The sequence below is a fragment of the Enterobacter cloacae complex sp. AR_0002 genome, assembly GCF_001922365.1.
GTDB classification, from domain to species: Bacteria; Pseudomonadota; Gammaproteobacteria; order Enterobacterales; family Enterobacteriaceae; genus Enterobacter; species Enterobacter hormaechei_C.
The window spans coordinates 2,687,821-2,699,304 of the sequence record NZ_CP018814.1 but is presented as its reverse complement, the minus strand read 5'-3'; the positions used below and the strand labels follow the sequence as shown (position 1 = coordinate 2,699,304).

The 11,484-nt window shown below is 49.3% G+C and carries 12 protein-coding genes; 5 read left to right on the top strand and 7 right to left on the bottom strand.

The window, feature by feature from the left end; genetic code table 11:
* Positions 1-153: 153 nt before the first annotated feature.
* Positions 154-690 (top strand): hypoxanthine phosphoribosyltransferase, encoded by a 537-nt coding sequence (gene hpt, locus AM329_RS13335; RefSeq protein ID WP_003856303.1) that lies wholly within the window; start codon positions 154-156, stop codon positions 688-690.
* 64 nt (positions 691-754) lie between these two features.
* Here hpt and can read toward each other — a convergent pair whose 3' ends face one another.
* Positions 755-1,417 (bottom strand): carbonate dehydratase, encoded by a 663-nt coding sequence (can, locus tag AM329_RS13330; protein WP_003856301.1) that lies wholly within the window; start codon positions 1,415-1,417, stop codon positions 755-757.
* A gap of 107 nt (positions 1,418-1,524) precedes the next feature.
* Here can and AM329_RS13325 point away from each other — a divergent pair, with 107 nt between their 5' ends.
* The 4 genes from AM329_RS13325 to AM329_RS13310 all read left to right on the top strand — a co-directional run bounded on the left by AM329_RS13325 (position 1,525) and on the right by AM329_RS13310 (position 5,076).
* Positions 1,525-2,451 carry an ABC transporter ATP-binding protein gene (locus tag AM329_RS13325; protein WP_003856300.1) on the top strand — a complete coding sequence of 309 codons (927 nt, stop codon included), beginning with the start codon at positions 1,525-1,527 and terminating at the stop codon, positions 2,449-2,451.
* Positions 2,448-3,218 (top strand): ABC transporter permease, encoded by a 771-nt coding sequence (locus AM329_RS13320; protein ID WP_023324161.1) that lies wholly within the window; start codon positions 2,448-2,450, stop codon positions 3,216-3,218. Before AM329_RS13325 ends, AM329_RS13320 begins: the two co-directional genes overlap by 4 nt.
* A gap of 106 nt (positions 3,219-3,324) precedes the next feature.
* A complete protein-coding gene (locus AM329_RS13315; protein WP_032608521.1) occupies positions 3,325-3,765 on the top strand; it encodes a PTS sugar transporter subunit IIA in 441 nt (146 codons plus the stop codon).
* A 63-nt stretch (positions 3,766-3,828) separates the two neighbouring features.
* Positions 3,829-5,076 (top strand): polysaccharide deacetylase family protein, encoded by a 1,248-nt coding sequence (locus AM329_RS13310; RefSeq protein ID WP_032608523.1) that lies wholly within the window; start codon positions 3,829-3,831, stop codon positions 5,074-5,076.
* A 3-nt stretch (positions 5,077-5,079) separates the two neighbouring features.
* On the opposite strand, the gene AM329_RS25225 is transcribed toward AM329_RS13310, so the two are convergent.
* The 6 genes from AM329_RS25225 to AM329_RS13280 form a co-directional block, all read right to left on the bottom strand.
* Positions 5,080-6,165 (bottom strand): fimbrial protein, encoded by a 1,086-nt coding sequence (locus tag AM329_RS25225; protein ID WP_048859459.1) that lies wholly within the window; start codon positions 6,163-6,165, stop codon positions 5,080-5,082.
* A 20-nt stretch (positions 6,166-6,185) separates the two neighbouring features.
* On the bottom strand, positions 6,186-6,788 hold the full coding sequence (locus AM329_RS13300; RefSeq protein WP_032608524.1) for a fimbrial-like protein: 603 nt from the start codon (positions 6,786-6,788) through the stop codon (positions 6,186-6,188).
* 14 nt (positions 6,789-6,802) lie between these two features.
* A complete protein-coding gene (locus AM329_RS13295; RefSeq protein ID WP_023324165.1) occupies positions 6,803-7,366 on the bottom strand; it encodes a hypothetical protein in 564 nt (187 codons plus the stop codon).
* A 26-nt stretch (positions 7,367-7,392) separates the two neighbouring features.
* Entirely contained in the window at positions 7,393-7,962 is a 570-nt protein-coding gene (locus AM329_RS13290; protein ID WP_032610176.1) for a fimbrial protein, read from the bottom strand.
* A gap of 38 nt (positions 7,963-8,000) precedes the next feature.
* Positions 8,001-10,595: an outer membrane usher protein gene (locus tag AM329_RS13285; protein WP_023324167.1), complete on the bottom strand. Its 2,595-nt coding sequence runs from the start codon at positions 10,593-10,595 to the stop codon at positions 8,001-8,003.
* An 81-nt stretch (positions 10,596-10,676) separates the two neighbouring features.
* Positions 10,677-11,420: a fimbrial chaperone gene (locus AM329_RS13280; protein ID WP_032608525.1), complete on the bottom strand. Its 744-nt coding sequence runs from the start codon at positions 11,418-11,420 to the stop codon at positions 10,677-10,679.
* Positions 11,421-11,484 lie beyond the last annotated feature (64 nt).

Here is an 11,484-nt window from a genome sequence, read left to right as displayed (position 1 = left end):
TTAACAACTGTGATCGGAATCACAAATATTGCTTTTTATAACTCATACGCCAGGCTTATCCATTTACTGGTATAATGGCTGGCTTGCGTATCGATGCCGGAGCGAGAGTCATCCGCATTGAGAGATTTTCACTAAAATCATTTGGTTAGTAATATGAAACATACTGTTGAAGTGATGATCCCGGAAGCCGAGATCAAAGCGCGTATCGCCGAACTGGGTCGTCAAATCACCGAACATTACAAGGACAGCGGCAGCGAAATGGTGCTGGTCGGTTTGTTGCGTGGCTCTTTCATGTTCATGGCAGACCTGTGTCGTGAAGTGCAGGTGCCGCACGAGGTCGATTTTATGACCGCCTCCAGTTACGGCAGCGGCATGTCCACAACCCGTGATGTGAAAATCCTGAAAGATCTGGATGAAGATATTCGTGGCAAAGATGTGTTGATTGTTGAGGACATCATCGACTCCGGCAACACGCTCTCTAAAGTGCGTGAGATCCTGAGCCTGCGTGAACCAAAATCACTGGCGATTTGTACCCTGCTGGATAAGCCTGAGCGCCGTGAAGTGCAGGTGCCGGTGGAGTTCGTTGGTTTCTCCATCCCGGACGAATTCGTGGTGGGTTACGGCATTGATTACGCACAGCGTTATCGCCATCTGCCGTATGTTGGGAAAGTGGTGATTCTTGACGAATAATTTCGGGCTGATGCCCTCACCCCAGCCCTCTCCCACAGGGAGAGGGTGAAAACCCCCGGCTTTGTTATTTATGGTTAACGTGCTTAAGCTTGAGGTTGGCAATTCCCGAGCGGTAACGCTGTTCCAGCGTTTCGCGGTTGGTGGCGGTCACTTCCAGATTGCGCAGCAGGCCGTCGTGAATACCGTACGCCCAGCCGTGGATGGAGACCTTCTGCCCGCGTTTCCAGGCAGACTGCATAATCGTCGAATGGCCCAGGTTATACACCTGCTCCATCACGTTCAGCTCACACAGCGTGTCGAGACGGCGCTCCTGCGGCATTTCGCCCAGCAGTGAGCTATGTTTGAACCAGATATCACGAATGTGCAGCAGCCAGTTATCGATTAACCCCAGCTCTGTATTTTCGACCGCCGCCTGCACGCCGCCGCAGCCGTAGTGACCACAAATAATGATGTGCTCAACCTCAAGAACGTCGACGGCATACTGAACAACCGAAAGGCAGTTGAGATCGGTATGAATAACCAGGTTAGCCACATTGCGGTGAACAAACAGTTCGCCAGGTTCAAGACCAGTCAGACGTTCGGCGGGGACGCGGCTGTCAGAACATCCAATCCAGAGAAAGCGCGGGTTCTGCGCTTGCGCGAGTTTTCCAAAAAATCCGGGGTCTTCCTCCACCAGCATTTTTGACCATAGTGCATTGTTGCTGATGAGTGTATCTATGTCGTTCATGGAGGTTAGCGACCTGTAACCAAGTGATTGCGTTGCGCTACTATAGGGTAACCCGACTTTTAATGAAACCACACAACGTGTGTCAGAACTTAAGGTAAGTTGAATTCATGGCGATTGCACTGGAGCTTGAACAGCTCAAAAAAACCTACCCGGGGGGCGTTCAGGCGCTGCGCGGGATAGATCTTAAAGTCGAAGCGGGAGATTTCTACGCGCTTCTGGGGCCGAACGGGGCAGGGAAATCCACCACCATCGGGATCATCAGTTCACTGGTCAATAAAACCTCGGGCCGCGTCAGCGTGTTTGGCTACGATCTGCAAAAAGATGTGGTCAACGCCAAGCGCCAGCTGGGGCTGGTGCCGCAGGAGTTCAACTTTAACCCGTTTGAGACGGTACAGCAGATTGTTGTTAACCAGGCGGGTTACTATGGCGTGGAGCGCAAAGAGGCGCTTGAGCGCAGCGAAAAGTACCTGAAACAGCTTGATCTGTGGGAGAAACGTAACGAGCGCGCGCGGATGTTGTCCGGAGGGATGAAGCGCCGCCTGATGATTGCCCGCGCGCTGATGCACGAGCCAAAGCTGCTTATCCTTGATGAGCCGACCGCTGGTGTGGATATTGAACTGCGTCGCTCCATGTGGGGTTTCCTGAAAGATCTGAACGACAAAGGCACCACCATCATTCTGACCACGCACTACCTGGAAGAGGCGGAAATGCTGTGCCGCAATATCGGCATCATTCAGCACGGTGAGCTGGTGGAAAACACCTCGATGAAGAATCTGCTCTCCAAGCTCAAATCAGAGACCTTTATCCTCGATCTGGCGGCGAAAAGCGCGCTGCCGAAACTGGAGGGCTACAACTATCGCCTGGTCGATACCTCGACGCTGGAGGTAGAAGTGCTGCGCGAGCAGGGTATTAACAGCGTGTTCTCACAGTTGAGTGCGCAGGGCATTCAGGTATTAAGCATGCGTAACAAAGCAAACCGACTGGAAGAGCTGTTTGTCTCTCTGGTGCACGACAAACAAGGAGACAAGGCATGACGCATCTTTACTGGGTCGCGCTGAAAAGCATCTGGGCGAAAGAGATTAACCGCTTTATGCGTATCTGGGTGCAAACCCTGGTGCCGCCGGTGATCACCATGACGCTCTACTTCATCATTTTCGGCAACCTTATTGGCTCCCGCATTGGTGAGATGCACGGCTTCACCTATATGCAGTTTATCGTGCCGGGCCTGATCATGATGGCGGTGATCACCAACGCCTACGCGAACGTGGCGTCCTCATTCTTCAGCGCCAAGTTCCAGCGCAACATTGAAGAGCTGCTGGTGGCGCCGGTGCCAACGCACGTCATCATCGCCGGTTACGTGGGCGGCGGCGTGGCGCGCGGGCTGTGCGTGGGTATCCTGGTAACGGCCATTTCGCTGTTCTTCGTGCCGTTTCAGGTTCACTCCTGGCTTTTCGTGGCGCTGACGCTGCTGCTCACCGCGATTCTGTTCTCGCTGGCCGGCTTGCTGAATGCGGTGTTCGCTAAAACCTTTGACGACATCAGCCTGATCCCGACCTTTGTGCTGACGCCGCTGACCTACCTCGGCGGGGTGTTTTACTCCCTGACGCTGCTGCCGCCGTTCTGGCAGGCACTCTCGCACCTGAACCCGATTGTCTACATGATCAGCGGCTTCCGCTTTGGTTTCCTCGGCATTACCGATGTCCCGCTGTTTACCACGGTGGTGGTGCTGGTGGTGTTCATTATCGCCTTCTACCTGCTGTGCTGGTATCTGATCCAGCGTGGACGTGGGCTGCGTAGCTAACCTTCTGCCCGGCAGACGTTCTGTTTGCCGGGCACTTTCTTTGACAGTTATCACCGTAAACTAACCTTCACCTGGATAAACTACTCGCCTGCTAAGGAGAGACGTTATGCTGGGATGGGTTATCACCTGCCACGATGAAGAGGCACAGGAAATGCTCCTGAAGCTGGAGGCCCGATTTGGCCCTCTGGCGCAATGTCGTGCGGTAAATTACTGGCGAGGGCTGAGCACCAACATGCTCAGCCGGATGATGTGCGACGCGCTGCATGAAACCGACACCGGTGATGGCGTGATTTTTCTCACCGACAAATCGGGCGCGGCGCCTTACCGTTCAGCAGCGTTAATGAGCCATAAGCATGATAATTGTGAAGTGATCTCCGGTATCAGCCTGCCTTTACTCGAAGCGATGTATCCGCTGCGCGCAACGTTGAGCAGCGCTGAGTTTCGCCACGCCATTGTGGCGCAGGGCTCCCCGGGCGTGAGCAGCCTGTGGCACCAGCAGCAGAAGAACCCGCCTTTCGTTCTGCTTCACGATCTGTATAAGCATTAAACATTGGTATTGATGTCGCTTTTGCTACAATGGCGACTGATTTTCCGTATCGATTTATATCCCATGCTCATGCGCGTTATCTTTATCCTTCTGGTGCTGGTTTCCGGTGGTGCGTCTGCCAGCCTGACCAGTCAGCAAGGCCTTCCTGCCCAATATATGCAAACCACCGAAGATGCGGCCATCTGGGCGCAGGTGGGAAATGCCGTTGTGAATGTGGGGAATGTCCGCGCCGGGCAGATCCTCGCTGTCTTTCCGGCCGCGGCGGATTACTATGAATTTCGTTTCGGATTCGGCACGGGGTTTATTGATAAAGACCACCTTGAAAAAGTGCAGGGCAAACAACGTGTTGAGGATAGCCTGGGTGACTTGAACAAGCCGCTCAGTAATCAAAACCTCATCACCTGGAAAGACACGCCGGTGTATAACGCCCCCAGCAGCGGAAGCGCGCCTTTTGGCACCTTAAGCGCCAATCTTCGCTATCCGATTCTGAATAAGCTGAAAGACCGCCTGAACCAGACATGGTTTCAGATCCGTATCGGTAATCGTCTGGCGTGGATCAGCAGCCTCGATGCACAGGAAGATAACGGGCTACCGGTTCTGACTTACCATCATATTTTGCGTGATGAAGAGAACACCCGTTTTCGACATACCTCCACGACGACCAGCGTACGTGCGTTTAATAATCAGATGGCCTGGTTACGCGATCAAGGCTATACCACGCTGACGATGTACCAGCTTGAAGGGTACGTGCGTAACAAGATGAACCTACCCGCGAAAGCAGTGGTGATCACCTTTGATGATGGTCTCAAATCGGTGAGCCGCTACGCGTACCCTGTTCTGAAAGAATATGGCTTCAACGCGACGGCGTTTATAATTTCATCACGTATCAAAGGCCATCCGCAGAAGTGGGATCCAAAATCGCTACAGTTTATGAGCGTTCAGGAAATCAAGGGCATCCAGGATGTGTTCGACATTCAGTCTCACACCCATTTCCTGCATCGCGTGGATGGCTATAAACACCCCATCCTGTTGAGCCGTAGCTATCACGTGATCCTGTTTGATTTTGAACGATCACGTCGTGCACTGGCGCAGTTCAACCCGCGCGTGTTGTATGTGTCGTATCCGTTTGGCGGCTATGACAATAAAGCGATTAAAGCGGCGAACGATGCGGGGTTTCATCTGGCGGTGACCACGGTGAAAGGGAAGGTGAAGCCGGGGGATAATCCGTTCCTGTTGAAGCGTTTGTATATATTAAGAACGGACTCACTGGAGACGATGTCGCGGCTGATCAGTAATCAGCCGCAGGGATAGCGGTTAGTCGTATGAAAGGGTGAATACGCCGGTGGCTTTAAACGACCCCGGTTTCACTGTGCTTCCGTTTGCTACCAGTTGAGCAACATAATTAATTTGCTTGGATTCCGGGGTTTGGTAATCCGTTATGACATAGGATGAGTCAGGATTATTCGGCAGGAGTTGAGAGGTTCCGTTATACATAATTTTCACGCCTGCGCCCTCAGCTCCGGACGAAAGCGTATTTCCAAGAAGATCATTATTTTTTCCGGTTAGCTTTGAGGTGGTGAGTTTGGTTGTGATATTTGCCACACTGGTACAATTGCTTAAGCTAATTGAAAAAGGGATATCCTTAACCCGATTGTTTTTAATGTCTGAAACATAATATTCTCCCAGGTTAACATCATTAGTGCCATCTGAAAGCATGGCCATGTCGCAGGTTGGAAGAACGATCGGGATCTGGAATGAGTCTTCGTTGACCACAAATGTCCATGGTTGGTTGTTAGAATCATTTGGATTACCAATAGCCATTTTACCCAGAGTGCCGGGTTTGGGTCTGATTGAGGTTTCTTTGTTCGGGTTGCCTCTGTAACCTTCATCAATATAAATTTGAACTGAGGTGTTAATCCATTTATTATCCCAGGGATCAGAATTTCCGGAGGATGCAACGGTAGTCCAGTCAGTAGTATTCATAGCGAAATAGCCACCCATGCCTCCATCGCTTTCTGCGGTGTGGACCCTTACGGAATAATAAATCCCCGGAATATTTGTTTCAAACATAGCCCTGCCATAACTGCCCCCCTTTAGCAAGGTCGAGTTTGTTTGTGAGACGAGGTTAAAACCATCGTTCCCTGGACCACATTCGGCCTGAATGCCCGGTGTCAGGTTAACGTTAAAAAGAGTACTGGCATAATTACCCGGAGGGGGAAGACGTACGGTGCCACCTGAGTATTCGGAATTGATCAGCGTGGTTGTGCCGCCTTTTCCATTATTCATGCGACACTCAGCTGCCCAGCAGGAGTGGCTGAGGGTTAATAACACGCTCGCCATGGCAAACGCCATTGTGCCTTTCACGGTGAAACCCTGTCTTATAAAGTTGAACATTCTCATCCTTTTTCCTGTTCTGATTATTATTCGTAAGTGACGTCAACTAATACTTTACTGGTAACGACACCACCAGCCACTACGCCAATATTTTGATATCGGGCATAGAACTGATAATCCGTTAAAAATGCAGTATCCTGACCGCTTACGTCATAAGTGATTTTTGACGTGCCGTCGTTGTTTAAAACATTCTTTTTATATCTTTCAGAGAAAACGACGACGCCGACATTTTTTGCCGCGCCTGCGGCGGTATCATCACTTTTGAAAACCTGATTTTGTCCTGGCCAGAAACCCGACTGCGGCGAAAAGCTAAAACTCAGCTTTTTAGCCGTACTGCTTTCTCCATAGCAATCATCTACATGGATCTTAAAAGGCGTACCGCCTGCATCATCGGTTGCAGTAAAACGATCGCTACCATCCGGGTTATAAAACCAGCTGCGCATTACATTGGGGAGATAAATTTCGCCGTCATTTTCCACGGTCATCTTACAAGTGCTATTAACAATGTTAGCGGTAATATTTACGTCTAATCCTGAGCTTGCCTGGCCTACGCCAGGCAAGATGCCACCAGCCAAGCCCATAAGCAACACAAGACCGGGCTGGTATAAAGTAAACGGTGATTGTTGCATGCTGGTTCCTGGTATTATGGATAAGTGATAGTAAACGTGACTGGCGCATTAACCGCCCCCGCGCCTACTTCAGCAATGGTTTGGCCTTGTCCGATAACGATACGGGAATTCATCGGGAATTCACCGGTACCATCAGTAATGGTGACATCCTTAGCAGCCGGAGGCGTGTTGCAGCTCATAAGCTCGCCAGTATCGACAACACCCGACCAGATCTCAAAGCCCGTTGCTAAGCCGCCGGAGTAAGAATCACCCGTCTTGTTGACGCCACTGCATTCACCACCAGCGCCTTTCGCAGCGGACACCGTTGCCTTGGTTACTCCAGAACAGTTGGTGAAACTAATCTTGAGCGGCTCGACACGGGTTTTGTTCACCAGATCGGATTTGTATACGTCGCCGAACGCAATTTCAGTGGAAGCTGTGCCTGCATCGTTAAGTACTTTTGCGGTACATGTGCCTGATACAATTTTTGATTTAATCGTTAATTCGACACTAGGGGTGCCTGTAATAGCTGCGCTTGCCATTCCCGAGAACAGAAGGGCAGAAACGGACAGGGCGATAAAAGTAAAATTGAATTTCATAATGTTGCTCCGTTTTCCTGCACTAATCACTCGTAGATAAATTCAAAGGTCGCCACGGCCTGAAAATCACCTATGGTCATCCTGTTTTCCTGTGTTTCACGTAAGGTGGCCACCAGAGCAACTTCCTTATTCTGGATTTCTGTCGGACTCCAGACCAGGCGCTCGTTATCGTCCTCAGAGTTAATGATAAACGGGGCATCCGGTGCGCTGGCTCTGGCAATCTCAACAGCAGAGTAGTCTGCACCTCCGTCGATTTTTTGTATTTGGTTAATAAGGCCTGAGTACAAATATCCAGATCTTGTTCCCGATACTTTGGTTTTCAATGAGGTCAGTGATGCCGGGCATTCAACGAGCACAATTTTGAAATTGGCATTTGCCGTTCCGGCTTTGACATCATCTAAACGTACCTGTCCGTTATTACCGATAGTCAGCGTTTGCTGCGTATCTGAACCCGTATCGCCGACCAGTTTCATATCGCAGGTGGTTTCGCGGATATTGGCAGTAAAGTTAACATTGAGATCGGCTGCCGCAGCAGAACCTGACATCGCTAACATTGCTAATGCGATTAATGAATAACCGCAATGATTTTTCTTCATATTATTTCCCATGGGTGTGATTCCCTGTTTTAACATCATTACATTTGGCACTGTTGATTACTCAGAATCGTGGTTAAGCCTGCTTTCTTCGCATTTTCAGGAATCTGATAATGCACCGTGCAGGAGCTGGAACCATCGCTTCCCCATACCACCCGGAGAGCGCCTTTGTTTTCCACACCGCGTACATAAGCTTGTCCTGCCTGGCCTACCGTTCCGATAGATTCGTTTTTCTCATTCAGAACGTCAGCACCTAGCGGAATAAAGCCGTTATCAGAACGTTGTAATTCCAGAACAAGCGAACGGCCTTCATCCGTTTCAAAATTCACAAATACAACGGAGCCATTGCGAGGTACGGCAACTGCGCTTGTATTTTTGATTTCAACGTCTGCTTCGAGAGTGCTGATATCGAGCGATACTCGGTTTTCTCTGTAGGCTGACATATACGGCATAATCCCGTACCCGGAACTGTTAATGCGGCTTTGGCCGTAACCCAGCCGAGCACCCGTTGCGCCACTTGCTTTTACCAGCGCAAGTGAATCCGTTTCGCCGATACTGCCTGATGTAAATACAACGCCACCCGAGTGAACAACCATTCCGCCGTTATAACTCGCGGAATACTGTTTACTATTGTCATCGCCAAAGGACGCCGAGACACCGAGCGGCCCGTAAGGACTGTTCCATGAGCTATAGCCACTGACCTGGTTCAGGTTGCCGTAGTTGCCCCCGCTTGATGAGGCGCTAACGGAATAGCTCACTTCACTGTTTTTGGAGTTGCCGCTTGCCGTAGAGTTAAAACTGGTACCGCCTTTTAAATCAGTGCGCAGGCTCATGTTGACGTTATTAAATCCGCCTGACTGCGCGTTATCCTTATTGAATATGCTGAATGGAATACTGACGTTTAAATAAACGCTGTCATCCTTTTCCCCTGTTTCGTTGTACGTGCGTTGCACAGAAACGCTATAGCTACCGTAAGCAAAACTATTGTTGTAACCCACGCTGTAGTCGGAAGTGGAGCTGGAATCATTCCAGTAATCCTGCCAGGTACCGCTAATATAGAGTGAGCCGTATTCATCACCGTTAACATTCAATGGCTGGTTCAGGCTGATCTGTATCTGGTTTTTGGTACGCTGATAATCAGCATAAAGCTCGGCATTGCTGTCATAAGATCGATTGCCATATTCCTCGTGGTGAATACTGTCCTGCAATGAGGCGGCATCGTTAAGGCTGAGATAATCTTCTGTTGAGAAGCGATAAGCTGCCACGTTAAGAGATGTGTTAGTGGCTTCAAGCATTTTGCTGTAGGTCAGCCGATAACTCTGCCCTTTAAGCGTGTCCAGCCCGTCGATATCGGCATAGGACCCGGTAACATCTAAAGCGAATGCACCAATACGGGTATTCATAGCCAGACCAAGCAGGCCGGCGTAGAAATCCATATCCGTATATTGCGCACCCACGTAACCGGTAAAGGTATTATTCAGACCATACGCGTAAGTTGCGTAGCCAACGTTTGGCTTATCATGCAATGAATCATCATTCAGCTCACCTATACCCACATCCCAGCGGCTGGAGCCTGGGCGGAGCATTTGTGTAACTGAGGAGAACGGAACGGTAAACGTCCGTTTACTTCCATCGGCTTCCTCTACAGTGACAATCAAATCATTACCATAGCCTGTTGTACTGAGGTCATTGATCTCGAAAGCACCGGGTGGAACGGTGGTTTCATAGATTTTATTGCCGCTTTGCATAACGCTAACTTTGGCGTTACTGTTTGCCACACCACGAATTACTGGCGCGTAGCCAGAGGTGCCTTGCGGGAGCATGCGGTCATCGTTATACATACGCGCACCACGCAGGCTCACCGAGTCAAAGACATCACCGCGTGTGTAGGAATCACCCATTACCATCTGTGCGTTAAGTGGTGTGATGTCTCGCTGGAGGTATATATCCTGGCTGGAATAATGTGTGCCATTATCACTGTCCCAGTTCAGACTGCCGCGAGAACGTAAACGCCACGGCCCCACGTTCAGGCCATAATGCAAGCCCGCATAAGCGGTATCTGAATTGGTGCCGTTTGACTCGCTGTGCCAGGTATTAAGATCGTATGAAAGTAATCCGGCCGGAACACCATTATCCCATAATGAAGGATCGACATACCCTGCTGGAAGCTTAAGCACGTAGATTTGCGGGAAATTAAGATCCATTTCCTGCTTGCTACTATCAAAATTTTCAGAAGCACCGGGATAATATTTTTTGATATCTACGCAAGACGTTTCGTCGTCTTTGACATCATCGCCTAATATGCTGGTATCAACGCCTGCCTGTGTCAGCGTGAGTTTAGTCAGACATGCTGAGGCACGTGGCGTTTTGTTATCAATGAATGCCATCTCGACCGTGGATTTTGAATTGCCATTCAAATTCACTTTTACACGGTAAGTACCTGGCAGAACTGGGTTGCCATAAGCATAACGATCGACATTGATACCTCCACCATTATCGATAAGGAACTGGTCATTAAATTCAATGGCCGATTCTGTTTCGGATGAGGTGTCTACAGCTTTTTTTTCAGTCTCGCTGGCATGCAGAGGGAATGCTGCACAGATTGCGAGACATAAAATTGATCGTTGAAATAGCATGCTTCATCCAGACAAGTCGTCGTATGAATGCTATGAATCATTCATACGTATTATATTTATAATGTGGCAGTGATGCGGTTATTAGTTTACTTTGCTTTCAAAAGTATCAGAGCCGCCATTGTCATTAATGGTTTCGTAAGCAACAGTGCCGGTGGCAGTACTACCTAAACCTTTTACCTGCATTATTTGAGTACTAAACGGTAAAATAGATTTATGCTCAACCTGGTACTCTTTATTTGCTGATTTCAGCTTTACATTTGAAATAGAAACGTTGTAAGGGGAATCATTGTGTGCAATCAGGTTTAGCGTATTACCTTGTTTTTGTTGCGACCACGTTACCCTGGCTGCTGCATTTCCTGGCGTACCTTTCAGGCCGTCAGGTCGGAAAAAGAGTTTAATACGTGTGCGGAATGCCAGCTGGAGCTGGTTAGGATTTTCACCGTCTTTCACTTTTGACTTCGGTGGAATCTCGAGCACATTGAACCAGAATAGGGATTCGCGATCTTGCGGCAATGAACCACCCAGGTACGAGATCCGAACGGATTGACCTTTTTGGGGATCAATTCGGGATACTGGTGGAGTAATAATAAAAGGAAGTTTTAATTCCTGTGGATTGGTGTCATCGCGACCGTCATCGATCCATGATTGAACTAATAGTGGCTTTTTGCCACGGTTGTCTAAAGAAACGATGACATCTTTTTGCGACTGCTGATAAACAATACGTGTTCCCGAAATAACGATATCTGCGCTTGCCTGGAATGACGCGACAGCAGCAACTGTAAAGCAGGCAGCTTTAAATCCTTTATAAAATGATGTGCTTAACATTTTTCCAGTTCCTGTTGGAATGATATCAATAGTCCCCTGACGTACGTCAGGGGATAATATGAGC

Excerpts from the sequence above, each read along its gene's own strand:
- hpt (WP_003856303.1), top strand. The coding sequence starts at position 154 with ATGAAACATACTGTTGAAGTGATGATCCCGGAAGCCGAGATCAAAGCG.
- can (WP_003856301.1), bottom strand. The coding sequence starts at position 1,417 with ATGAACGACATAGATACACTCATCAGCAACAATGCACTATGGTCAAAA.
- AM329_RS13325 (WP_003856300.1), top strand. The coding sequence starts at position 1,525 with ATGGCGATTGCACTGGAGCTTGAACAGCTCAAAAAAACCTACCCGGGG.
- AM329_RS13320 (WP_023324161.1), top strand. The coding sequence starts at position 2,448 with ATGACGCATCTTTACTGGGTCGCGCTGAAAAGCATCTGGGCGAAAGAG.
- AM329_RS13315 (WP_032608521.1), top strand. The coding sequence starts at position 3,325 with ATGCTGGGATGGGTTATCACCTGCCACGATGAAGAGGCACAGGAAATG.
- AM329_RS13310 (WP_032608523.1), top strand. The coding sequence starts at position 3,829 with ATGCTCATGCGCGTTATCTTTATCCTTCTGGTGCTGGTTTCCGGTGGT.
- AM329_RS25225 (WP_048859459.1), bottom strand. The coding sequence starts at position 6,165 with ATGAGAATGTTCAACTTTATAAGACAGGGTTTCACCGTGAAAGGCACA.
- AM329_RS13300 (WP_032608524.1), bottom strand. The coding sequence starts at position 6,788 with ATGCAACAATCACCGTTTACTTTATACCAGCCCGGTCTTGTGTTGCTT.
- AM329_RS13295 (WP_023324165.1), bottom strand. The coding sequence starts at position 7,366 with ATGAAATTCAATTTTACTTTTATCGCCCTGTCCGTTTCTGCCCTTCTG.
- AM329_RS13290 (WP_032610176.1), bottom strand. The coding sequence starts at position 7,962 with ATGAAGAAAAATCATTGCGGTTATTCATTAATCGCATTAGCAATGTTA.
- AM329_RS13285 (WP_023324167.1), bottom strand. The coding sequence starts at position 10,595 with ATGCTATTTCAACGATCAATTTTATGTCTCGCAATCTGTGCAGCATTC.
- AM329_RS13280 (WP_032608525.1), bottom strand. The coding sequence starts at position 11,420 with ATGTTAAGCACATCATTTTATAAAGGATTTAAAGCTGCCTGCTTTACA.